We start from the raw sequence: 22,740 nt of genomic DNA on the forward strand, positions 1-22,740 counted from the left end.
AAATTAACTCACCATCCCCATTAAATAAACAACTGTAAAAATAAATACCCAAACAACGTCAATGAAGTGCCAATATAATGCAAATGTATTATATTTAGGTGCATTATAAAGATTCAATCCGCGTTTAGCATTTCGAACCATTAATGTAATAATCCATGAAAGTCCAAAAACTACGTGACCTCCGTGAAATCCAACAAGCGCATAAAACGCAGATCCAAATGCAGAAGAACGGAATGTAAATCCATAATCATGAATATAGTGCGCAAACTCATAAATCTCAAATCCTAAGAAAGCAAGACCTAAAGCTGCTGTAATTCCCATCCATAACTGCATCTTTTTAAAGTCGTTATTTTTCATATGGTATATAGCATATACACTTGTTAAGGAGCTCGTTAATAGTAACACCGTCATTAAGAAGACCAACTCAAGACCATATAAATCATGCGTTGATGGTCCGCCAGCAGTAGAGTCTTTTAATGCAAGATATGTTCCAAATAAACAAGCAAATAAGACGGTCTCTCCACCTAAGAATATCCACAAGCCAAGAAACTTATGTTTCCCTTCCATCGTTGCTTTTGATGGATCCTGCGATAAATTCTTCGGATCAATGGAATGATCATGATGACTCATATTAATCATCCTCCCTTTCTACTTCTTCTTTAGGGATATGATAACCGTGATCGTCTCTTAAAGAACGAATTAACATACAACCCAATCCGATTGCCATACCAACATAAACGGCAATTAACCAAGCTTTATGATCAACTTGATAAATAAACCCGTAGGATGCAATGAAGAAACCAATTGTCATAATAAGTGGGAGAATAGATCCGTTCGGCATGTGAATTTCATCCACAGGCTCAGCTGGAGTCATCTTATTATTGCCTTCCATTTTCTCAATCCAAAGAGGATCTAAGCCACGAACAAGTGGCATTTGTTTAAAGTTAAAATGAATTGGTGGAGAAGCTGTTGCCCATTCCAACGTTCGACCAGAACCCCAAGCATCAGCAGGAGCTTTTTCACCTTTTTTCCATGTGTAGAATATATTTACAACAAATACCAATACCCCAAATGTCATAAAGAAAGCACCAATAGTACTAATTAAGTTTCCAGTATCCAATCCTTGATCTTCTAAAAATACCCAGTAACGACGGGGCATTCCCATTAAACCTAAGAAATGCTGTATAAAGAATGTTAAATGAAATCCGATAAAGAATGTCCAGAATGCTAATTTACCCATACCTTCATGTAGGTAACGACCGAACATCTTTGGCCACCAATAATGCATTGCAGCTAGTAAGGCAAATACGACACCACCAACAATTACATAGTGGAAGTGACCAACTACGAAATAGCTATCATGATATTGATAGTCAGCTACAGAAGAAGCTAGCATAACACCAGTCATTCCACCAATTGTAAATGAAGGTATGAACGCAAGCGTCCATAACATAGCTGAATTGATGGTAATGCTTCCACCCCATAGCGTGAATAGCCAGTTAAATATCTTAATACCCGTTGGAACAGCAATTGCCATTGTTGCAACTGCAAAGATGGAGTTAGCAACAGGACCAAGTCCAACTGTAAACATGTGGTGAGCCCACACCATAAATCCTAAGAAAGCGATTAAAAATGTTGCAAATACCATTGCTGTATATCCGAATAAACGTTTTTTCGCAAAAGTAGGTAGTATTTCACTAAATACACCAAACGCCGGAAGTATCAGGATATATACCTCAGGGTGTCCAAATATCCAGAATAAATGCTGCCAGATAATGGAGTTACCTCCAAGTGCAACATCGAAAAACGCTGTACCAAACATACGATCAAACATCATTAAGAATAATCCAACAGTAAGTGCTGGAAACGCAAATAGTACTAAGATACTTGTTACAAATGTCGTCCAAGTAAATAATGGCATACGCATATACGTCATACCTGGCGCACGCATAAGTACGATCGTTACTATGAAGTTAATACCACTCATTAATGTACCTGCACCGGATAACTGTAATCCCATTACATAGAAATCTACCCCGTGCCCAGGTGATTGCAACGAAAGTGGTGCGTAGTTTGTCCAACCAGCATCTGGAGCACCGGTGAACCAACTTAAATTCAACATAATTCCTCCGAAGAAGAATAACCAAAAACCTAAAGAATTCAAGAATGGGAACGCTACATCGCGAGCCCCGATTTGTAATGGCATAATATAGTTCATTAATCCAAAGAGCAACGGCGTTGCCGCAAAGAATATCATGGTCGTTCCATGCATTGTAATCATTTCATTATACAATCCAGCACTAATGAAATCATTTTGTGGTGAAATTAACTGAATTCGTATGATAAGTGCTTCTAGTCCACCTAACAGGAAGAAAAATGCCCCTGCTGCGAGATACAAAATACCGATTTTCTTATGATCCACGGTAGTAAGCCAATCCCATAAAGTAGCACCAAAACCACTCTTTTGAGCACTGTTAACACTCAATGCTTATACCTCCCTTTCATGTCTTCCATCCCAAGTCTTAATTTCCAGCACTTTCAGGAGTAATTTCTGAAGGCTGTAATTGTAATAAGTATTCTGCAATGCTTTCAGCTTCGTCTTCACTAAGAGCTGGATATTGATCGGTCATTTTATTCCCAGGTTTGACCGATTCAGGATCTGTTAACCATTCAACAAGATGTTCTTTTGAAGGTTCTAATATACCTGCAATTGTTGAACGATCTCCAAAATTCGTTAGGTTAGGTCCTATCGCAGCCGGGGAAGAGCCAATCGCATGACAATTCATGCAATTATTTGCTTCAAAAAGTTCTTGACCTTCTTGAGCTACAGAATCTTCAGGAACTTCCTCTGGATCTACACTTTGCATATCCGCTATCCATTGTTCATACTCTTCGGGACTTACTGCAATTACTTTAAAGTCCATTAATGAGTGGGAAGGGCCACAAAGTTCTGCACATTTACCCCAATAAACACCCTCTTCATGTGCTTCTATAAACATGGTGTTTACGTTTTCAGGGTTAACATCCATTTTTCCAGAGATAGATGGAATCCAAAAGGAATGCGTAACATCAGAGGATAACATGTTTAAGTACACACGTTCTCCCGTAGGAATGTATAAATCCTGACTCGTTACTACTTCTTCTCCTTCGTAGTTAAAATGCCACCAATACTGGTTTCCTGTTACTTCAATATTAACATGTTCGTCTGCATTGGAATCATCTGCTAAATCAAACGTTCCCATCACTGTAGGAACTGCAATAACTAATACTAAAATGATCGGAATAATAGTCCAAATTGCTTCTAGTTTATGGTTTCCTTCTACTTGTTCAGGAATATAATCTTCCTGGCCCTTTTTCTTGCGGAAACGAACTAGTGTAATGACATAGATTGCCAATACAACAGCAAAAACACCAATCATGATAAAAGTTGTTAGCAAGATTAAATCCATAGCACGATCTGCCCCATAGCCTTTCGGATCAAGTGCAGTTAGATTTTCTCTTCCACACCCAGCCATCAACAAAGCGATGGCTGAGATAAGGAAGAAAACTTTCATTTTTCCCATCCAACCTTTCATGTAAGAATACCTCTCTTTCTTCTTGTTGTTTCCTTTTTATATGTTTATTTTTAAGGAATAACATAACATTAGCTAAATATAGGTAACGATAATCATTAACGGAAATAATATTATTAAATAATTCAGCGAGAAGATAAATATTGTATTTGCCCATTTCTTATCTTCATCAACAAATAGTCCGGTAAAGGCTATTGCCAACCATCCAAGATTTAAGAGAGTTGCAATTACTGCAAATGTTATACCCATTGTTGGTAATAAAAAGAATGGTAATGGAAGTAGACAAGCTATATAGACAATGATCTGTCTTTTTGTAACTGCCATTCCTCTTACTACTGGTAGCATTGGTATTCCAGCCGCTTCATATTCATCACGTTTCTTCATTGCTAACGCTAAGAAGTGTGGAGTTTGCCATATAAACATAATTAAGAACATAACAAACGGTACCACGTGAAAAGAAGGACTAATTGCAGCCCAACCAATTAATGGGGGCATCGCACCTGAAAGGCTCCCTATAACAGTATTTAGCGTATATCGTCTTTTTGACCACATTGTATATAGTACGACATAGCCAAACCATCCAATAAAAGCAAATAATGTCGCATACCATGTTGTAAACATTAACAATATTAGTCCAATTGCTGTTGTTACTAAACCAATCGCAAGAACCGTTTTCAGAGAAAAGAATCCCGTTACTGTCGGTCTATTTTTCGTCCTCGACATTTTTGGATCAATATCAACATCGTACCAATTATTAACGATACAACCTCCTGCAATTACTAATGCACTACCTATAATTGTAAGGAGAAATGTGCCCCAATTACTTATAAAGGAGGAACTCGTAAACGATATAGCTAATAAAAAACCTGCTATCGTTGTAATTAGGTTTGAGTTTACAATCCCAATTTTTATTAATGCCTTCACCTCTGAAATAAACATGGTTACTTTTTGTTTATTAGAGATGGAGGTATTACCTATTAACTCAGAATAGGTCATTTCTACTTTATTCATTGTATCCCCCCTTCACGTTCAGTAAGAAGACATAATAATAATCAGAATAAGATTTTATTTATTATTCTATCCTATTCTGCTTACATTTTCATTGTATCACGTATAATCCGTACAATCTAATGAACTTCCATGTAATATTTTACAACATATTGAACATTAATATGTGACAAAAATGTGAAACAATCCGAACGTACCCGTTATTATGTACCATCCGTCATAATTTGTCGATGCTATGTTATGGCATGGTTTTACACATGCTATTCCCTACTCTATTTCTAGCAAACAAATTTAAAATATGCAAGTCTTTTTTGAAAACTCTAATGTAAACAAATTAAAAACATGATAGTATTAAATTTGTCTGTCCAACAAAAGTGTTCATATTTTGTTCATAACTATTTCATTGCAATCGCTATCTCTTTACGATTATCATGTTTATAGATAGACAAATTTAAAGCGAGGCTACTTCTATGACAAAAAAATTAAAAATTCTATCCGTTATATCCACGATCTGTATGATTCCGCTATTACTAGGTGGTGCTCTAGTAACCAAAACCGGATCTGCTGATGGCTGTGGAAATAGTTGGCCGCTATGCGAAGGGCAATTTCTACCGACTGAAATCTCATTTGAGATGTTTATAGAATTAAGTCATCGAGGAGTTACTGGTGTTGTAGGACTATTAATTGTTTATTTAACTTACCTTGTGTGGAAAGAACTTCGTCATAATAAAGAGGTCGTGTTTTTAGCATTTTCTGCTCTCTCATTAATGATTCTTCAAGCCTTAATCGGAGCAGCAGCTGTTGTTTGGGGACAATCTGATTTTGCATTAGCAACTCACTTTGGAATTTCATTAGTCTGTTTTGCAGCAGTTTTTTTATTAATGCTACAATTATTCGAAATAGATAAGAAATTGCATACAGAAGATATACATATTAAGAAAAAGCACCGAACTGAAATTTATGCACTCTCTTTTTATACAATGTGTGTCGTTTACTCTGGCGCATTAGTAAGACATACAGATTCGAATTTAGCATGTCGTGACTGGCCATTGTGTGTCAATAATAGTTCATTTGGTATTTCAGATTACAATTTTTATCAATGGGTACAAATGGGGCACCGTCTAGCAGCTGGATTGCTTTTCATATGGACAATCATCTTAACTATACGTATGGTGAAATACTATAAAAATAGTAAAGTATTCTATTGGAGTTGGTGGATTACTTTAGGACTTATAACTTTACAAGTCATATTCGGTGCGCTAATAATCTTTACATCACTTAACTTAGCTATTGCATTATTTCATGCATTATTTATTACTTGCTATTTCGGAATGTTATCATTTTTTATGCATCTCTCATTCCGCACAAAACGCAGAGAGAATCACAAATGAACTATAATAGTTTTCACATCTAAAAAGCTTGAAGTGAAAAATAATTTTCACTTCAAGCTTTTATTTTGTTACTATTCAAATTCTATTAATAAATCATTAACCGCAATGGTATCGCCATTTGATACATAAATCTCTTTTATCACGCCATCAAATGGTGCTTGAACTGAAGTTTCCATTTTCATCGCTTCATTTGTCATCAAGTGTTGGCCTTTTTCGACTTTATCACCTTTACTACAATTTAACTCTAAAACGGTACCTGGCATAGTTGCTCCTAAGTGATTTTTATTATTTTTATCTACTTGTGGTTTGACAGCAACTAAGGATTCTATGCTCTCATCCTTTATAGTTATTTCTCTTGACTGACCATTCAGATCGAAGTATACCACGCGTGTACCATCTTCTTTTGGCTCTGATATAGAAACCAATTTAACGATAAGCGTCTTCCCTTTTTCAATCTCAACTTCAATTACTTCTCCTAATTTCATACCATAGAAGAATGTTGGTGTATCAAGTACAGAAATATCACCATATGTTTCTGTAAATGCTTGATAATCCATAAACACTTTTGGATACAATGCATAGGAAATTAAATCAAAGCTAGTAACCGGACGGTTTAATTTTTCATACAATTCATCTCTTGTTAACTTAAAGTCTATTGGCTCTAATAACTCACCAGGACGAACAGTTATTGGTGTTTTATCTTTTAAGATAACTTTTTGAAGTTTCTCTGGGAACCCTTGATAAGGCTGTCCAATGTACCCTTGGGCAAATTCTATTACTGAATCTGGAAAATCAATAGATTCACCTTTTTCATAGATTTCTTCTTCTGTTAAATCATTTTGTACCATAAATAATGTCATATCACCGATAACTTTAGATGACGGTGTTACTTTAACTATATCACCAAACATATCATTTACCGTACGGAACATGGTTTTGACTTCGTTCCAACGATGACCTAATCCAACTGCTTTTGCTTGTTGTTGGAGGTTACTATATTGTCCTCCAGGCATTTCATGATGATAAATCTCGGTATGAGGTGCCTTCATACCACTTTCAAACTCTTGGTAGTAATCACGAATTCCTTCCCAATAATGACCTATACGTTCATAATTCTCGATATTAATATCTGGTTGGAATGGCGTTCCTTCTAATGCATGATAGAGTGTCTGTGCACTCGGCTGAGAAGTCATACCCGCCATTGAACCTACTGCCACATCTACTGCATCTACACCAGCTTCAATAGCGCGAGCGTAGGTGAACACACCATTTCCACTCGTATCATGCGTATGCAAATGAATTGGTATATCAATGGTCTCTTTTAATTTATGAATCAATTGATAAGCGGCCTCTGGTTTTAATAAACCTGCCATATCTTTAATTCCTAAAATATGTGCACCTGCAGCTTCTAATTCTTTTGCCATCATCTGATAGTAAGATACATCATACTTACTTCTACCAGTATCTAATATGTCACCTGTATAACAAATAGCAGCTTCAGCAATTTTATTTGAATTTCGTACCGCATCAATTGTCAATTTCATTCCTTCTACCCAGTTTAGGCTATCAAAGATGCGGAATACATCAATGCCAGCTTCACTACTTTTCTCCACAAATTCTTCAATCAAATTATCTGGATAGTTTTTATACCCAACTGCATTACTTGCACGTAATAACATTTGGAATAGAACGTTAGGCATTTCTTCACGTAATTTCAACAGTCTAGTCCAAGGATCTTCTTTAAGAAAACGATATGCTACATCGTATGTTGCTCCGCCCCACATTTCAACAGAGAAAAGGTTTGGCAGCAGTTTAGCTGTTGGTTCTGCAATGTGAAGCAAATCATTCGTGCGAACACGTGTCGCAAATAAGGATTGATGTGCATCTCTGAAGGTTGTGTCCGTTAATAATACTTCTTTCTGTTCTTTCATCCATTTTGCTACACCCTCTGGTCCAAGCTCATCCAATATTTGTTTTGTACCAGGCGGTGTTGACTCAATATGATTGGTAGATGGTATATCTAACGGTCTAAAGTCCGGTTTCTCAATATTAGATATACCTTCTCCACCGTTTAATGTAGTGTTTGCGATATACGTAAGCATTTTTGTTCCACGGTCTTTTCTTTTCGGGAATATAAATAGTTCCGGTGTTTTATCAATAAAGGTTGTATCATATTCACCAGATAGGAACTTTTGATGTACCATCACATTTTCTAGAAATGGAATATTCGTTTTTATTCCTCTAATACGAAATTCTTTTAAGTTTCTGACCATTTTTATTGCGGCTTGTTCAAATGTTAATGCCCACGTAGATACTTTCACTAATAAGGAATCATAGTGAGGAGAAATAATTGCACCTTGATAACCATTACCTGCATCGAGGCGTACTCCAAAACCACCACCAGTACGATACGCATTAATTTTACCTGCATCTGGCATAAAATCATTTAATGGATCTTCCGTTGTTACCCTTGATTGAATCGCATAGCCCTGAGTACTTATGTGTTCTTGTGTTGGAATCCCGACTGTTTTATCATGTAGTTGGGATCCATCAGCTATTTTAATTTGAGATTGTACAATATCAATACCAGTAATCATCTCTGTAATAGTGTGTTCTACCTGTACGCGTGGGTTAACCTCGATAAAATAGAATTCATCATCTGTAACAAGAAATTCAACCGTCCCAGCATTCAAGTAATCTACATTTTTCATCAAGTTTACAGCTGCCTGGCAAATATCTTCCCTCAATTTATCTTCCAATGATAAACTCGGTGCTATTTCAATCAATTTTTGGTGACGACGTTGAACAGAACAGTCTCTTTCATATAGATGAACAATGTTACCTGCGTTATCTCCCAATATTTGGACTTCAATATGTTTGGGATTTTCGATTAACTTCTCTACATAGATTTCATCATTTCCAAAAGCGGCTTTAGCTTCTGATTTTGCACGATCGTAGGCACTCTCTAGCTCATTAGCATTTTTCACTACACGCATTCCACGTCCGCCACCGCCTAAGGAAGCTTTTATAATAATTGGGTAACCATGTTGCTGACTGAAATCTTGAACTTCTTCTAAAGATTTAATTGGACCATCGCTTCCAGGTATGATTGGTAAGTTAGCTGCTACTGCTTGTTCTCTTGCCTTAACCTTATCACCAAACATGCTTAAATGTTCACTACTTGGTCCAATAAAAATGATTCCTTCTTCTTCACAGCGTCTTGCAAACTGGATATTTTCAGAAAGAAATCCGTAGCCTGGATGAATTGCATCAACATTCACTTCTTTTGCAAGTTCGATAATACCTTCAATATCTAAGTATGCATCAATTGGTTTTTTTCCTTCACCTATTAAATAAGCTTCATCCGCCTTAAATCGATGAAAAGAAGAGGAATCCTCTTTTGAGTAAATAGCAACAGTACGTATATTTAACTCCGTACATGCTCGGAAGACACGAATTGCAATTTCCCCTCTGTTTGCTACTAGTACTTTGTTAATCTTGTTTAACTCTGCCATCTTTTACCACCTCTGTACATATTAGTTGAGTTTTGATTATGCATTGCAGGCTTCGGTGCTAACTCTTCTCTATCCTGCTCTTGTTGATTCACTTGCTTTGCAATATTATTAAGGATTCCCATCGAAATTAACATGATTAACATTGATGATCCTCCATAACTCACGAATGGTAACGGTACACCTGTAATCGGTAAAATACCGCTAATAGCTCCTAAATTAATAAATGTTTGAATTCCAACCATCGATGAAATCCCAATAGCTAGTAACGAGCCAAAGCTGTCTTTACATTTTTTCGCTATATACAAACCTCGTATAACAATGGTTGCGAGCAATCCTATGACAATTACAACTCCTAAGAATCCTAATTCTTCAGCAATGACTGCCATGATGAAATCGGTATGTGCTTCATCTAAGAAACCAAGTTTTTGAACACTTTGTCCAAGTCCTTCTCCTGTCAGACCACCGACACCAATCGCTACATATGATTGAATAAGTTGGTATCCATTTAAATCTGGTGATTCAAACGGCTGATAAGCTCCTGTAAAACGCGATAATCTTTCTTCTGTAATCATATTAGGAGCAGCGAGAATAACTAGACCAATTCCAATTAAAACGAGTATCGTCAAATGCTTCCACTTAATACCCGATGCGAATATCACAGAACATGCCATTAAAAATATAATCGCAGCTGTCCCGATATCAGGTTGCAATACAATTAACCCTAATAAAATAATGGTTAATATAAGCGGAGGGAGTACTCCTTTCTTAAATTCATTTAAATAGGATTGTTTTTTGGAATAAATAGCTGCTAAATATATAATTAACCCTAGCTTTGCAAATTCTGCAGGTTGCATACTTAAAGGGCCAATCGCAAACCAAGACCTTGCATTATTTGCAGCATTTCCAAAAAACAATACACTAATTAATAACACTATACATGATAAAATAACTACCTTCATCAATCGTTGATATATTTGATATGGTAAAAAACAACATGCTGCAAATGCGATAAATGATATCGCGAAAAATATTAACTGGCGAATGAGATAATAGTTACTTGCATTCCCATCTACAACAGCGACCACCATGCTTGCGCTATATACCATAACCATACCAAACCCTGTTAGTAACAAAGGTGTAATCATAAGTGTGTAATCATAATCTTTTATTTTATCTAGCATCATTGCTTCTCCCTATAATAGATTAAGAGATTGATATTAGTATAACACTTTTATTAATTAGTGTGTTATATTTAATTCTCTTTTTTATCTTTTTAATAAATACCCAAATATGTAAACAAAAAAACCTTGCCGTTTATGCTGGCAAAGTTTTTGCTTTTGTACCGTTACGCCAATACATGAACCTCGCTCACAATGTATTTTGTGAAGCCTCATGTAGAATGTTGAGCTTCTTCTCCAAGTTTTCAAGTAACGCCTTTCCCTCTACTTCACTGATTAATTCAAGACGCACTGCAAAGTCAATTTCACGTGATAAGCCATACATTTGCGTATCAAGTACATCCTCGTAAACAGGACATTGTGGCATGGTTAAGTTTTCTATCTGAACTTCAATAAGTCGTAAAATTTTATCAGCATCAGCCTTAAGAAGGGCGTGGGCTTTTTCACGATGGTCTATCATTAAATCAGGCATCAATTAAATCCCCTCCACAAAAAGACTTTCTTTATATTATATTATCGCTAGCAACCAGAAAATGCAAATAAAAGCAAAAAAAACTTACAATTCAAATAGATGAAAATGAAAGCGATGTCTGCTATTCTTAAATGGGAATACCTAGATAGGGGGAAATATTTAATATGATAGTTATGATAAAAGGGAATGTTCACTACCCAATAACATTGGATCCAACGGTATGGATCTTTGATGATCGTAAAATTAAATTAGAAGAAGCTTTTAAAATTGAAAAGAATAAACAAGATGAATATTCTGGTTTTCAAAAACCTCCAGTTAATAGAAGTATCTCTAAGATGGAGGGAGAAGAATTTTTAAAAAACAGTTATATAATGCCTTTATATGATTTTATTAGTAACGCAGAACCCACCCGTGAAGCAACAACTGTAAAATTAATAACTGGAACTGAAGATTCTTTTGAAACTATTTCTGTTGAAAATTTACTTAATGGATACTTCTTATTTTCTAAAAATGGTAAACCATTAAAAGAAGATGGTCCCGTTCACTTCTATTATGGAGATGGTTCCAATCAAGATAATCCAATTAAAAATATAAAAGAAATAGTTATTGCTTAAGTATTAATAAAAGAAGAAGTTGGGATATCCATACAATAGTCCCAACCCCTTCTTTTTTAATTATAAATTTTGTTGTTGTTCCGAGGTATTTTCATTTTTCTTTTCATTATAATATTGTACTCCGAATTGAGAACCTTCAGATACCATTTTTGCATTTTCTAACTGGTCCAATTCTTGTTCATCCGATTGATCAGGTACTCCAGCATTTTCAAATACTCTATTCACTTTTTTCGCAGAACTTTTCGCCATTTTTTTAAGCTTATAACGGCTATTGCTATCCATTAAATAATAACTAGCAATACCAGCTCCAACTGCACCAACTGCAGATACCACATAACGTTTTTTCATAAAATCACCCCTTCATCAATTTTACGGTTTTCTAATAACTTATTTAAATTAATACCCCTTAAATCTTGTGATTAAACATAATGGCATAAACTAAGGCTCGCCCTTAAGCAGACAGTGTATCCCCTTTAGCTTAAACCTCATGGTCTTGCAATACGGGGATTACTTCCCGTTACATGTGGGATAAAAGAGGTAGTTTACTTCTCATCAAATGGTTGTATGTTATACTATTATTTATACTAATTTAATATAATTTTTCCCAAATAGAGGTGAAAATATGCAGGTAAAGTGCAGCATCTGTGACAAAGTTGAAGAAATTGAACATTATTCATTACAAGCCAAACGACTTCGAAATCGAAGAAAAAATATGCACCTTTGTAAGCCTTGCTATGACCGAATTGAAAAGAACACAAAGAAACGTCTATCTACAGGAAAGTTTAAATTGTATAAAGAAACTAAAAAAGTAGATGACTTCTTATAGTAAATTCAACTCATCATAGAGTGATTTATATACAAAAAAAGCGATGAAGAATAATTGTCAGTAATTAATTATTCTTCATCGCTTTTTAAAATTATTCTTTTCTTTCATTATGTAACCGAAGACGATATATACCTAGTACCATTATAATTACTACCAAACATTCTACTGTAGGCATCCGCATAACGGTAGAGAAAATCGTTAATACGAATACGCCAATCATTAATAATATGTATACTATAATATTCTTTGCCATTGGTAACTTTTTTGCAAATCCTAATTTGTACGCTATGGCTGATAAGACTAAATTAATTACATAAAAAATCCAAAAAATATTTTCTACACCAAACGTATCAAGGATAAACTCATGCATAAAACTCATACTCTTCCCACCCTCTTCCTAACACTATACTTATCATACTAAATCTAAATCGAGGATACCATATAAATATATATTTTTATATGTCTGATTTTTGAAGTATTATACAATTTTCGATATACTAATGTAGGGAGATAAAGAAGGGGTTGTCAACATGAGAAATATTAATTTACCAATGTTATTACTTGCGTTCTTAGTAGTCTTAATGTTTATTCTAGTTGGTTTATCTATTGCATTTCGTAATATATGGTTCATTCTATTATTTATTCTTATTGGTTTTGGCATTTTTGGAGTCGTCATGGCAAGAAAAAAAGGGAAACAGTGATTTTATCACTTTCTCCCTTTTTTTAATATCTGTATAATTTCATCATGCAACACTGGATTACTGGCAATGATAGATGATTTCTGTAATGGATCCCAGTTCTTCCCATCAATATTCCCAACAATGCCACCAACTTCTTGTAACAAAATAATACCAGCAGCAACATCCCATGGAGATAACCTCATTGATAAATAGCCATCAAGCGTTCCTTCAGCTATGTATGCTAATTCTAAAGCAGCAGATCCATATGTTCTTGCACCACGAATTGTACGAATAAATCCTTGCATAACGCGATAATCAACAAAACGGTTTTCACATAACCAAAAATAATTCATACCAATAATCGCTTCATTCAAACGTTTGTTCATTGATAGTGGTGGTAATAGTTCATTATTCCTATAAGCCCCTTCTCCTTTTTTCACATGATACAATGTATCATTCATCACATCATAAATTAGTCCAATTTCACCAACACCATTATGTAAAATACCGACGGATATCGCAAAGAATTTTTTTTGATGAACAAAATTCATCGTACCATCAATTGGATCAATTACCCAAATCGTTCCATCCAATTCTGTCAGTTGGTCCCCGTAACCTTCTTCCCCAATTATTCGATGATCTGGATATTCATCTTTAATTTTTTCAACAAAATACTTTTCTGTTTGTTTATCTAGAATTGTAACTAAATCATTTGCATCTGATTTTGTTTCGATATTAAGTGGGTTATTCATTTGTTCTTTTATTATCTTTCCAGCTTCATATACCCATGCTTTAGCATGTTGATACACTGTCTCCCTTTGACGTATATCCATATAATCCCTCCAAACAGTACTTAAAAATATTGTATCAAAGTATATCCAACATGAACATAGTGACCCTAATACGCATCAAAAATGTTTTCTCAATTCATACTAGGGTCTACTTTTAGATATCATTTCCATTTTCAATATCTAACCATTGTTTTCTTAACTGTTTTAAACGTTCCTTTGTTTTTATAATAAGTACTGTATCATTCTTTTGCAGTGCTTCAAACAAAGTAGCTAATTCATAATCTATTTCCAATCGAATGACAGGTAATTTTTCCTCGGCCTCTTTTCTCCTCAGAGCATCCATCACGTACTTCATTCCCTCACTCCTTAGCTAATTTAGCTAATGGCATATCTTATGATACGCCTGTCACTTATTTGTTTTATTTTATGAGTATAGCAATTATTTGTTCTTCATAATAACAAAAATAATGAAAATATTTAGGTTTCTATTCCCTGTAATAACCTCCACCAAACCTAATAAAACTACATTACTTGACTTATTCTCCCATTTACTTAATAATAATTATTATAATCTAGACGTATGAAAGGATGAATATTTACTGATGAATGGCTTTACAAACAATGATTTTGAAACATTCAATATAAATGGCCTCGATGAACGCATGGAAGCAATTCAAACAAGAATACAACCAAAGTTTCAACAAATAGGAGAATCACTTTCTGAGGATCTCTCTAAAAAAACGAACAATGAGTTATTCTTACATATTGCAAAACATGCACGTCGTACGGTAAACCCACCAAATGATACTTGGCTAGCAATAGCTGATAATAAGCGAGGATACAAAAAACATCCCCACTTTCAATTAGGAATATTTGATGATCATGTATTTATTTGGTTAGCGCTAATATACGAATTACCGAACAAATCTAAAATAGCTAGTGCTTTCATTGATCAGTTTGATGAAATAAAGAAACTTCCGACATCTTTTGTCGCTTCTCTTGATCACACAAAAAAAGACGCTATCCCATTAACTGAATTAAATAAAAGTCATCTTGAAAGATTCCGAGATGTGAAAAAAGCAGAGTTTTTAATTGGAAAACATATTAAAAAAGGCGATCCTGTCCTTTCCAACGGTGACGAACTTTATCAATTAACAATGGATGTATTCGATCATCTATTACCTTTATATCAATTAGCTATAGATTCTAGAGATGAATAAAATTATAATTGTGCATTACAAAAACACCAGCCGTATATATGCTGGTGTTTTTGTAATTTACATCCGTATACTTGATTCATTAGTTTCTCTCGCTTGCTTTACGACCTGATAGCTTGAATAACCTGATGCCTCTTGAAATTGAGAAAATAATTTTTTCTCCTCGCTCTTAGAAGGAACAATTTGTTTAAACCTTCTATACAATGCTAATACTTCTTCACGATTCACTCGTTTTTCATAAGCCTTTTCAATTAATGAAAAAAAGTTCACTACATCGATTATTTCTTCCGTTGACCATGTTTCATCCATGGGGTATTGATAATTCATGTTGTCACACCTCTTTACTACATACTATTTATAATAGTATTTACATTCTATTGGAACATAAACTTATCGTATCATGAAAAAAACTTTGAAGCTATTGCTTTAAAATTTTATGAAATAAGCTATATGCGTAAGTAGAATTCATATAGTAAAACTAACATTCAGTGGGTTTTTCGTTCCCTTTCACTATGAATGTTAGTAGCTCAAGGGATGAACTAAAAGCCTTGATCAGTATCGGACATTTACGTTTAGTTTATCCCCTACTTACCTATTTTCGTTAAGTCTCTTTGTCTTGAAGCGCGGGTGTACTGCTCGTTAAATACGGAATAAAAAAAAGAACAATAATCAGATATTGTTCGTTTTTTCCCATTGGTTGAAGAAAATATATATTATTTCGATTGTTTTTTTGAAGAACAGGTTGGACAAGTACTATACAAGGTCGTTACCTTCTCCCCTTCAAAGTGTTCGATAACATGTTGACAATCCTGACATATTATTGTACCCATGAAGCCATCTCCTTTTACAGTTTATGTCTTCCTAATTAAATTATATTATGTCACATTTATTCTGTCAATATATATTAGTATGACATAATAAAACAAAAAAAGAGTTTATTAGTTATCAAAACCAATAAACTCTTCATCATACTATGAAGTTTCTATTAAATGTGGATCTACTATCTCATATCCTTGATTTTGTAATCCTTCCACTATATCCTTTAATGCTTCATTCGTCCAGTTACGATCATGCATTAACAAATTAGCTCCTGGCTTTAATAAAGAATAATCTACTCCTGCTTCAGGTCCTTCACCTGTGATCATCGCTTCAGCCAAAGCCTGAGGTTCCGTATACGCGTCAAAATAATCATAGCCATAAGTCCAATTCATGATAGTCATATTTTCTTCTTTAGCAACAGCTTTTGAATGGTCTGAATTCATACCATGTGGAGCTCGAAAAAATTTTGGGCGTTCCCCTATTATTTCTTCAATACGATCACTCACAGAAACAATTTCATCGGTTTGTTCCTTTTCTGTAAGTTCTGGAAGTACGGGATGCGTATTTGTATGGTTTCCAATTAAAAATCCCATATCATGAATTTCTTTTAGTTTGTCTGCGCCTTCATCATCATTTATAAAATGCCCATTAGCAAAAAAAATAGCTCCTACTCCTAAGTCTTTTAACGTATGAGCCATCTCCACGGCATGAGCATCAGGAACATCATCAATTGTTAGAAGGACTATTTTTTCATTTGCATCGTCCAGTGGTAATACAGTTGCAGTTTCTTCAGATATGTAGTATTCCGGTTCCTGTTTCTCTAATCCATCTTGTTTCTGTTCATCCGTTTGATCTTGCTCATCTTTTTCCTCTGATTGGTCCTTGTTTTGTGCATTGGCATTTTCATTCGTTTCGCTTTCCTCATTAGATTTTCCTTTGCCGACAGATTCTGAATCATTACTACATGCTATCAATAAAATACATAAAACCAATATCATGTATAGATAAGTACTCATGCGTGATTGTTTCATTATGTAGAACCTCCAAGATGAATTTTAGTAGATTACTAGTTTCATTATAAGCTAATAAGTTACACCCATCAATCGAGTAATACTAATTCAAGTAATGAACGAGTAAAATCTTGCAATCCACTTTAATACATAGTTATTTCTTATTCGATTCTATTTGACATTATGTTTACAAGTTAACAATAAATTGTAGTATTGTGTTCTAGCGATATCAATTATTTTACTATTTATTAACAGCGACTTTTTACTTAAATTTCTTTGATAAACTCATAATTAGGCACAATTACGAGAGGCGTGAATAAGCATGAAAAAATATTCTATCTTTATTGTCTTCATTATAATCGTTACTTTGCTTACTGCTTGTCAAAAAGAATCAAGTCCATATGACGTCATTTCTATCGATTTAACTAATCATGAAGTTCTTTATATACAGTCAAAAAAAGACACTGATATTTATTTAGATGCTATCTTTGAATTAAAAGCAAAACATCCATATGCTTTTTCAGCCGAAAATCTAACGAAAAATAATGATTTAGAACAATACAACATAGAACATACGGAAGCAGAAAGCAGCATGTATATATTAGAAGATGGGAAAATAAAAAATAAGTTAAATGGAGATATTACAAAAGAAGAGGTCGTTCAAGAAATTGAAACGTTACTATAGATTAAGAAAAAGGTTCTAAGTCAAATGTTGGGGATGAAACAAAAATAGGAGATTGCGTGTTTTTTATTAATTAAATTTTCCCCTTACCCTAACAATTATTTAAAGCCTAGAAAAAAACTGCCAAGTAAAAATTACTTGGCAGTTTTATATATATTACATTGTATGAATTGGTGTACCTAAAGCAACTTCTGCTGCTTCCATAGTAATCTCACCTAATGTTGGATGAGCATGGATAGTTAATGAGATATCTTCAGCAGTCATACCTGCTTCGATTGCTAAACCAATCTCAGAAATCATATCACTAGCATTCGGACCAGCAATTTGTCCACCGATTACCAAACCATCATCTTTACGAGTGATTAGTTTTAAGAAACCGTCTGTGTTATTTAAAGAAAGTGCACGACCATTCGCAGCAAATGGGAATTTACCCACTTTCACATCATAACCAGCATCTTTTGCGTCTTGTTCAGACATACCAACTGTAGCTAATTCAGGTTCTGTAAATGCTACTGCAGGAATACCTACGTAGTCGATTTCAGATTTTTCACCGCTAATAGCTTCAGCAGCAATCTTACCTTCGTAAGAAGCTTTATGCGCAAGTGCAGGTCCTTCTACAATATCACCAATTGCATAGATATTTTCAATGCTTGTTTTACATTGCTTATCTATTTCAATATGGCCTCTGTCTGTCATCTTAACACCTATTTGCTCTAAACCAAGCTCTTCTGTGTTAGGGCGACGACCTACAGTTACTAGTACATAATCCGCTTCGATTGTTTCTTCTTTTCCATTTACTTCATAAGAAACTTTTACGCCATCTTTTGTTTCCTCAACACCTTTAGCCATTGCTTCAGTGATGATAGTAGCACCTTTTTTCTTAAGGCCTTTTTTAACAAGTTGCGTCATTTGTTTCTCAAATCCACCTAGGATGTCTTTCGCACCTTCTAAGAAAGTAATGTCAGTTCCAAAGTTAGCATATGCTGTACCAAGCTCTGTTCCAACATAGCCAGAACCGATTACTACCATTTTCTTCGGCACTTCTTTTAAGTTCAATGCGCCAGTTGAATCGATAACGCGATCAGAAAACTTAAATGATGGAATTTCAATTGGTGAAGAACCTGTTGCTAAAATACAATGCTTAAATTTGTACGTTTGAGAGTTACTCTCACCAGCGATTTTAGCAGTATTTGCATCAACGAAATACGCTTCACCTTTTACGATATCTACCTTATTACCTTTTAATAAGCTCTCAACACCTGAAGTAAGTTTGTTAACAACAGAACCTTTCCAGTCTTGAACTTTAGAAAAGTCTACTTCTACTTTGTCTGTTGTGATTCCAAGATCTTCAGAACCATGTGCATTTTCATATTTATGGCCAGCTTCAATAAGTGCTTTAGAAGGAATACAACCTACATTTAAGCATACTCCACCTAGAGCTCCTTTATCTACGATTGTTACTTTCTGACCTAATTGTGCAGCACGAATTGCCGCAACATAGCCACCAGGTCCTGCCCCAACGACTAGAGTGTCTACTTCTACCGGAAAATCTCCTACTACCATTACTTACGCCTCCATCATAATTAATTGTGGATCATTCAATAATCGTTTAATTTGATTAAGTGCAAGTTGTGCTGTTGCGCCGTCAACGATACGATGATCAAAGCTTAAAGATACAGCGAGAACTGGAGCTACAACAATTTCACCATCTCGAACAACTGGTTTATCGGCAATACGTCCGATACCTAGAATAACTGCCTCTGGGTAATTTAATACTGGAGTAAACCACTGTCCACCAGCAGAACCGATGTTTGAAATAGTGTTAGAAGCACCTTTCATCTCATCAGGTTTAAGTTTACCATCTCGAGCTTTCCCTGCCAATTCATTGATTTCTTGAGAGATTTGGAAAATAGATTTCTTGTCAGAATCTTTTACAACTGGAACTAATAGACCTCTATCTGTGTCTGCTGCAATACCAATGTTGTAATAATGTTTCTCAACAATTTCATCTGTATTTTCATCAATATAAGAATTCAAGATTGGGAACTTCTTGGACGCAGATACTAATGCTTTAACTACATATGGTAAATAAGTTAACTTAATATCTTGTTCAGCAGCAACTGCTTTGAATTTCTTACGGTGAGCAACAAGTTCTGTTACATCAATTTCATCCATAAGTGTAACATGTGGTGCTTTTGATTTGGAATTAACCATAGATTTAGCAATAGACTTACGGATAGCACTCATCTTCTCACGAGTCTCTGGATATTGACCTTGAGGTGCAACTTTTTCTTGCTTATCTTCAGAAGAAGCTTCAGCTTTGTCCTCAGAAGCTTGACTAGATGGCTGATCACCATTTAGATAGCTTTCTACATCTTCTTTTAGAATACGGCCATTTTTACCAGTTCCGTTTACATCTTTAATATTTACATCGTTATCACGTGCAAATTTACGAACAGAAGGCATTGCGATTACACGAGAATCATCAGATTGCTCGCTTGAATCTTCTTTAGACGATTCTTTTTCTTCTTCTTTAGATTCTGAAGATTTTTCTTCTTTAGGTTCTGAAGAAGCGTCATCTCCGCTTTCTTCTTCATCGTCATAACCTTCAGCATCAAAAGAAATCAGTGTATCTCCTACTACTGCAACATCGCCTTCAGCAACGTGAATCTTTGTAACTTTTCCATCTACTTGAGAAGGAATTTCGACAACTGATTTGTCATTTTGTACTTCACAAAGTACATCATCTTCTTTTACTTCGTCGCCTTCTTTTACGAACCATTTTACTATTTCACCTTCATGAATACCTTCACCAATATCCGGTAACTTAAAATTAAATGCCATGCTATGAAACCTCCTAAACTATTTTAGAAATTAATTACTTCGTTTACTTTCTCTACGATATCTTTATGATCTGGTAACCATATTTCTTCTGCATCAGAAAATGAATATACTGTATCAGGCGCGCTAACACGTAGAATTGGAGCTTCTAATTCTAGAATTGCTCTTTCTTGAATTTCTGAGATAACTTGACCTGCAACTCCCGCTTGACGCTGTGCTTCTTGTACAACAACTACACGGTTTGTTTTCTTTACAGATGCTAGGATTGTATCATAATCAATTGGAGAAACTGTACGTAAGTCAATTACTTCTGCTTGAATCCCGTCTTTTTCTAATTCTTCTGCTGCTTTTAATGATGAATGTACCATTGCACCATAGGTTACTAACGTTACATCAGAACCTTCGCGTTTCACATCAGCTTTCCCAATTTCAACAGTGTAGTCTTCTTCAGGAACTTCGCCACGGAAAGAACGATATAGTTTCATATGCTCTAAGAATATTACCGGATCGTTGTCACGGATAGCAGAAATTAATAGACCTTTTGCTTCATATGGTGTTGAAGGAATAACAACTTTTAAACCTGGTTGTTGTGCCATTAATCCTTCTAATGAATCAGCATGTAATTCAGGAGTGTGGACTCCTCCACCAAATGGAGCACGAACAGTAATCGGGGCATTATAATGACCGCCAGAACGATAACGCATACGCGCCATTTGTCCACTTATAGAATCCATTACTTCATATACGAAGCCGAAGAATTGAATTTCTGGTACTGGGCGAAATCCTTCTAAAGCTAAACCGATCGCAAGTCCACCGATTCCAGATTCAGCAAGTGGTGTATCAAACACACGATCTTCACCAAATTCATCTTGAAGACCTTCTGTTGCACGGAATACTCCGCCATTTTGTCCAACGTCTTCACCAAAAACAAGCACGTTTTCATCATTTTTCAATTCTACGCGCATTGCATCAGTGATAGCTTGAATCATTGTCATTTGTGCCATGATTTACTTCGACTCCTTTTCTTTATATATTTCATTTTGCTCCTGTAGATGAGTTGGTAGCTCTTCGTACATATTCGCAATTAAATCAGTAACTTTTTGTTTAGGTTGCTCTTCTGCTTGTTTGATTGCTTTTTTAATATCTTCTTTAGCTTGCTCAATAGCTTTGTTTTCATCTTCTTCTGACCAAAGCTTTTTGCTTTCAAGGTACGTACGGAAACGAACGATTGGATCTTTTTTCTCCCATTCATTGTCCATATCTTCTGTACGGTAACGAGTCGGGTCATCCCCAGATAACGTATGTGGCCCAAAACGATAAGTTAATGTTTCGATTAATGTCGGACCTTCACCGTTAATTGCACGTTCACGAGCAAATTTAGTTGCAGCATATACCGCTAAAACATCCATACCATCAACTTGGATTCCTTCGATTCCAGCAGCAACTGCTTTTTGTGCTAACGTTTTGGCATTTGTTTGTTTTTCTACAGGTACTGAAATAGCAAAACGGTTGTTTTGAACTACGAAAATTGCAGGAGCTTTATATGCACCAGCAAAGTTAATACCTTCATAGAAATCACCTTGAGAAGTACCACCATCACCAGTATAAGTAATAGCTACATTTTTCTTGCCACGTTTTTTAATTCCAAGTGCTACGCCAGCAGTTTGTACATACTGTGCACCGATAATAATTTGTGGGCTAAGAGCTCTTAATTCATCAGGGTATTGATTACCATGAAAATGTCCTTTAGAGAATAAGAATGCTTGATATAGTGGAAGACCTTGCCAAATTAATTGTGGAACATCACGATATCCTGGTAAAATAAAGTCTTCTTTTTCTAATGCAAACTGGCTTCCTAATTGAGAAGCTTCTTGTCCAGCAGTTGGTGCATAGAAACCTAATCTTCCTTGACGGTTTAAGGCAGTAGAACGTTGGTCAAGTATACGCGTGTATACCATACGTTTCATAATCTCCTTAAGCTCATCATCAGATAGATCGGGCATATCATCTTTGTTAACAATTTTTCCATTTTCATCTAGAATTTGGAACATTTCGAACTGACTCTCAATATTTTCAAGTACTTGTTTCAAAATGGTTCACCTCTTCCTTTCCATATATGCTTTA

At 35.1% G+C, this 22,740-nt stretch carries 24 protein-coding genes; 6 read left to right on the plus strand and 18 right to left on the minus strand.

Annotated features, from left to right (window positions below):
• Window positions 1–3: 3 nt before the first annotated feature.
• The 4 genes from ABC346_RS15430 to cyoE form a co-directional block, all read right to left on the minus strand.
• The gene (locus ABC346_RS15430) at window positions 4–630 is read right to left on the minus strand and encodes a cytochrome (ubi)quinol oxidase subunit III (protein ID WP_413235688.1); all 627 of its coding nucleotides are present in this window, start codon (window positions 628–630) and stop codon (window positions 4–6) included.
• Window position 631: 1 nt separating this feature from the next.
• On the minus strand, window positions 632–2,485 hold the full coding sequence (gene ctaD / locus ABC346_RS15435) for a cytochrome c oxidase subunit I (protein WP_413235689.1): 1,854 nt from the start codon (window positions 2,483–2,485) through the stop codon (window positions 632–634).
• 37 nt (window positions 2,486–2,522) lie between these two features.
• Window positions 2,523–3,575 (minus strand): cytochrome c oxidase subunit II, encoded by a 1,053-nt coding sequence (gene coxB / locus ABC346_RS15440; RefSeq protein ID WP_413235690.1) that lies wholly within the window; start codon window positions 3,573–3,575, stop codon window positions 2,523–2,525.
• Between the two features lie 72 nt (window positions 3,576–3,647).
• A complete protein-coding gene (cyoE, locus tag ABC346_RS15445) occupies window positions 3,648–4,583 on the minus strand; it encodes a heme o synthase (protein WP_413235691.1) in 936 nt (311 codons plus the stop codon).
• A gap of 467 nt (window positions 4,584–5,050) precedes the next feature.
• Between cyoE and ABC346_RS15450 the strand changes: the two genes are divergently transcribed.
• Window positions 5,051–5,971: a COX15/CtaA family protein gene (locus ABC346_RS15450; protein WP_413235692.1), complete on the plus strand. Its 921-nt coding sequence runs from the start codon at window positions 5,051–5,053 to the stop codon at window positions 5,969–5,971.
• A gap of 71 nt (window positions 5,972–6,042) precedes the next feature.
• Here the strand turns inward: ABC346_RS15450 and pyc are convergent, their stop codons facing one another.
• The 3 genes from pyc to ABC346_RS15465 all read right to left on the minus strand — a co-directional run bounded on the left by pyc (window position 6,043) and on the right by ABC346_RS15465 (window position 11,136).
• Window positions 6,043–9,486: a pyruvate carboxylase gene (pyc, locus tag ABC346_RS15455; protein ID WP_413235693.1), complete on the minus strand. Its 3,444-nt coding sequence runs from the start codon at window positions 9,484–9,486 to the stop codon at window positions 6,043–6,045.
• Window positions 9,474–10,667, minus strand: a complete 1,194-nt coding sequence (gene ftsW / locus ABC346_RS15460; protein WP_413235694.1) for a putative lipid II flippase FtsW — start codon at window positions 10,665–10,667, stop codon at window positions 9,474–9,476. Before ftsW ends, pyc begins: the two co-directional genes overlap by 13 nt.
• Window positions 10,668–10,854: 187 nt before the next feature.
• Window positions 10,855–11,136: an Fpa/YlaN family protein gene (locus ABC346_RS15465; protein ID WP_413235695.1), complete on the minus strand. Its 282-nt coding sequence runs from the start codon at window positions 11,134–11,136 to the stop codon at window positions 10,855–10,857.
• A 164-nt stretch (window positions 11,137–11,300) separates the two neighbouring features.
• On the opposite strand from ABC346_RS15465, the gene ABC346_RS15470 reads away from it, so the two are divergent.
• Window positions 11,301–11,750, plus strand: a complete 450-nt coding sequence (locus tag ABC346_RS15470; protein ID WP_413235696.1) for a hypothetical protein — start codon at window positions 11,301–11,303, stop codon at window positions 11,748–11,750.
• 60 nt (window positions 11,751–11,810) lie between these two features.
• Here ABC346_RS15470 and ABC346_RS15475 read toward each other — a convergent pair whose 3' ends face one another.
• Window positions 11,811–12,098: a hypothetical protein gene (locus ABC346_RS15475; protein ID WP_413235697.1), complete on the minus strand. Its 288-nt coding sequence runs from the start codon at window positions 12,096–12,098 to the stop codon at window positions 11,811–11,813.
• 274 nt (window positions 12,099–12,372) lie between these two features.
• Here ABC346_RS15475 and ABC346_RS15480 point away from each other — a divergent pair, with 274 nt between their 5' ends.
• Entirely contained in the window at window positions 12,373–12,576 is a 204-nt protein-coding gene (locus ABC346_RS15480; RefSeq protein WP_413235698.1) for a YlaI family protein, read from the plus strand.
• A 91-nt stretch (window positions 12,577–12,667) separates the two neighbouring features.
• Here ABC346_RS15480 and ABC346_RS15485 read toward each other — a convergent pair whose 3' ends face one another.
• Complete coding sequence (locus tag ABC346_RS15485; protein ID WP_413235699.1) at window positions 12,668–12,955, minus strand: YlaH-like family protein; 288 nt, start codon at window positions 12,953–12,955, stop codon at window positions 12,668–12,670.
• A 151-nt stretch (window positions 12,956–13,106) separates the two neighbouring features.
• On the opposite strand from ABC346_RS15485, the gene ABC346_RS15490 reads away from it, so the two are divergent.
• On the plus strand, window positions 13,107–13,277 hold the full coding sequence (locus tag ABC346_RS15490; protein ID WP_413235700.1) for a hypothetical protein: 171 nt from the start codon (window positions 13,107–13,109) through the stop codon (window positions 13,275–13,277).
• Window positions 13,278–13,282: 5 nt separating this feature from the next.
• On the opposite strand, the gene ABC346_RS15495 is transcribed toward ABC346_RS15490, so the two are convergent.
• Window positions 13,283–14,089: an inositol monophosphatase family protein gene (locus tag ABC346_RS15495; RefSeq protein WP_413235701.1), complete on the minus strand. Its 807-nt coding sequence runs from the start codon at window positions 14,087–14,089 to the stop codon at window positions 13,283–13,285.
• 112 nt (window positions 14,090–14,201) lie between these two features.
• Complete coding sequence (locus tag ABC346_RS15500) at window positions 14,202–14,402, minus strand: hypothetical protein (RefSeq protein WP_413235702.1); 201 nt, start codon at window positions 14,400–14,402, stop codon at window positions 14,202–14,204.
• 247 nt (window positions 14,403–14,649) lie between these two features.
• Here ABC346_RS15500 and ABC346_RS15505 point away from each other — a divergent pair, with 247 nt between their 5' ends.
• Entirely contained in the window at window positions 14,650–15,267 is a 618-nt protein-coding gene (locus tag ABC346_RS15505) for a YktB family protein (RefSeq protein WP_413235703.1), read from the plus strand.
• Between the two features lie 57 nt (window positions 15,268–15,324).
• On the opposite strand, the gene ABC346_RS15510 is transcribed toward ABC346_RS15505, so the two are convergent.
• The 3 genes from ABC346_RS15510 to ABC346_RS15520 form a co-directional block, all read right to left on the minus strand.
• Complete coding sequence (locus ABC346_RS15510) at window positions 15,325–15,591, minus strand: UPF0223 family protein (protein ID WP_413235704.1); 267 nt, start codon at window positions 15,589–15,591, stop codon at window positions 15,325–15,327.
• A 386-nt stretch (window positions 15,592–15,977) separates the two neighbouring features.
• Entirely contained in the window at window positions 15,978–16,094 is a 117-nt protein-coding gene (locus tag ABC346_RS15515; protein ID WP_413235705.1) for a GapA-binding peptide SR1P, read from the minus strand.
• Between the two features lie 141 nt (window positions 16,095–16,235).
• A complete protein-coding gene (locus tag ABC346_RS15520) occupies window positions 16,236–17,114 on the minus strand; it encodes a polysaccharide deacetylase family protein (protein ID WP_413235706.1) in 879 nt (292 codons plus the stop codon).
• 301 nt (window positions 17,115–17,415) lie between these two features.
• On the opposite strand from ABC346_RS15520, the gene ABC346_RS15525 reads away from it, so the two are divergent.
• Complete coding sequence (locus ABC346_RS15525) at window positions 17,416–17,778, plus strand: hypothetical protein (RefSeq protein WP_413235707.1); 363 nt, start codon at window positions 17,416–17,418, stop codon at window positions 17,776–17,778.
• Window positions 17,779–17,931: 153 nt separating this feature from the next.
• On the opposite strand, the gene lpdA is transcribed toward ABC346_RS15525, so the two are convergent.
• Genes lpdA through pdhA form a run of 4 tightly spaced genes read right to left on the minus strand, consistent with a single transcriptional unit; the run spans window position 17,932 to window position 22,706 of the window.
• Window positions 17,932–19,338 carry a dihydrolipoyl dehydrogenase gene (gene lpdA / locus ABC346_RS15530; protein WP_413235708.1) on the minus strand — a complete coding sequence of 469 codons (1,407 nt, stop codon included), beginning with the start codon at window positions 19,336–19,338 and terminating at the stop codon, window positions 17,932–17,934.
• A 3-nt stretch (window positions 19,339–19,341) separates the two neighbouring features.
• Window positions 19,342–20,619: a dihydrolipoamide acetyltransferase family protein gene (locus ABC346_RS15535; protein WP_413235709.1), complete on the minus strand. Its 1,278-nt coding sequence runs from the start codon at window positions 20,617–20,619 to the stop codon at window positions 19,342–19,344.
• Window positions 20,620–20,642: 23 nt separating this feature from the next.
• Complete coding sequence (locus tag ABC346_RS15540) at window positions 20,643–21,620, minus strand: alpha-ketoacid dehydrogenase subunit beta (RefSeq protein ID WP_413235710.1); 978 nt, start codon at window positions 21,618–21,620, stop codon at window positions 20,643–20,645.
• 3 nt (window positions 21,621–21,623) lie between these two features.
• Entirely contained in the window at window positions 21,624–22,706 is a 1,083-nt protein-coding gene (gene pdhA / locus ABC346_RS15545) for a pyruvate dehydrogenase (acetyl-transferring) E1 component subunit alpha (protein WP_017796535.1), read from the minus strand.
• Between the last annotated feature and the right edge of the window lie 34 nt (window positions 22,707–22,740).

Source organism: Oceanobacillus phoenicis (assembly GCF_047238145.1).
Classification (GTDB): domain Bacteria; phylum Bacillota; class Bacilli; order Bacillales; family Amphibacillaceae; genus Oceanobacillus.

Excerpts from the sequence above, each read along its gene's own strand:
- ABC346_RS15430 (WP_413235688.1), bottom strand. The coding sequence starts at position 630 with ATGAGTCATCATGATCATTCCATTGATCCGAAGAATTTATCGCAGGAT.
- coxB (WP_413235690.1), bottom strand. The coding sequence starts at position 3,575 with ATGAAAGGTTGGATGGGAAAAATGAAAGTTTTCTTCCTTATCTCAGCC.
- cyoE (WP_413235691.1), bottom strand. The coding sequence starts at position 4,583 with ATGAATAAAGTAGAAATGACCTATTCTGAGTTAATAGGTAATACCTCC.
- ABC346_RS15450 (WP_413235692.1), top strand. The coding sequence starts at position 5,051 with ATGACAAAAAAATTAAAAATTCTATCCGTTATATCCACGATCTGTATG.
- pyc (WP_413235693.1), bottom strand. The coding sequence starts at position 9,486 with ATGGCAGAGTTAAACAAGATTAACAAAGTACTAGTAGCAAACAGAGGG.
- ftsW (WP_413235694.1), bottom strand. The coding sequence starts at position 10,667 with ATGCTAGATAAAATAAAAGATTATGATTACACACTTATGATTACACCT.
- ABC346_RS15465 (WP_413235695.1), bottom strand. The coding sequence starts at position 11,136 with ATGCCTGATTTAATGATAGACCATCGTGAAAAAGCCCACGCCCTTCTT.
- ABC346_RS15470 (WP_413235696.1), top strand. The coding sequence starts at position 11,301 with ATGATAGTTATGATAAAAGGGAATGTTCACTACCCAATAACATTGGAT.
- ABC346_RS15475 (WP_413235697.1), bottom strand. The coding sequence starts at position 12,098 with ATGAAAAAACGTTATGTGGTATCTGCAGTTGGTGCAGTTGGAGCTGGT.
- ABC346_RS15480 (WP_413235698.1), top strand. The coding sequence starts at position 12,373 with ATGCAGGTAAAGTGCAGCATCTGTGACAAAGTTGAAGAAATTGAACAT.
- ABC346_RS15485 (WP_413235699.1), bottom strand. The coding sequence starts at position 12,955 with ATGAGTTTTATGCATGAGTTTATCCTTGATACGTTTGGTGTAGAAAAT.
- ABC346_RS15490 (WP_413235700.1), top strand. The coding sequence starts at position 13,107 with ATGAGAAATATTAATTTACCAATGTTATTACTTGCGTTCTTAGTAGTC.
- ABC346_RS15495 (WP_413235701.1), bottom strand. The coding sequence starts at position 14,089 with ATGGATATACGTCAAAGGGAGACAGTGTATCAACATGCTAAAGCATGG.
- ABC346_RS15500 (WP_413235702.1), bottom strand. The coding sequence starts at position 14,402 with ATGAAGTACGTGATGGATGCTCTGAGGAGAAAAGAGGCCGAGGAAAAA.
- ABC346_RS15505 (WP_413235703.1), top strand. The coding sequence starts at position 14,650 with ATGAATGGCTTTACAAACAATGATTTTGAAACATTCAATATAAATGGC.
- ABC346_RS15510 (WP_413235704.1), bottom strand. The coding sequence starts at position 15,591 with ATGAATTATCAATACCCCATGGATGAAACATGGTCAACGGAAGAAATA.
- ABC346_RS15515 (WP_413235705.1), bottom strand. The coding sequence starts at position 16,094 with ATGGGTACAATAATATGTCAGGATTGTCAACATGTTATCGAACACTTT.
- ABC346_RS15520 (WP_413235706.1), bottom strand. The coding sequence starts at position 17,114 with ATGAAACAATCACGCATGAGTACTTATCTATACATGATATTGGTTTTA.
- ABC346_RS15525 (WP_413235707.1), top strand. The coding sequence starts at position 17,416 with ATGAAAAAATATTCTATCTTTATTGTCTTCATTATAATCGTTACTTTG.
- lpdA (WP_413235708.1), bottom strand. The coding sequence starts at position 19,338 with ATGGTAGTAGGAGATTTTCCGGTAGAAGTAGACACTCTAGTCGTTGGG.
- ABC346_RS15535 (WP_413235709.1), bottom strand. The coding sequence starts at position 20,619 with ATGGCATTTAATTTTAAGTTACCGGATATTGGTGAAGGTATTCATGAA.
- ABC346_RS15540 (WP_413235710.1), bottom strand. The coding sequence starts at position 21,620 with ATGGCACAAATGACAATGATTCAAGCTATCACTGATGCAATGCGCGTA.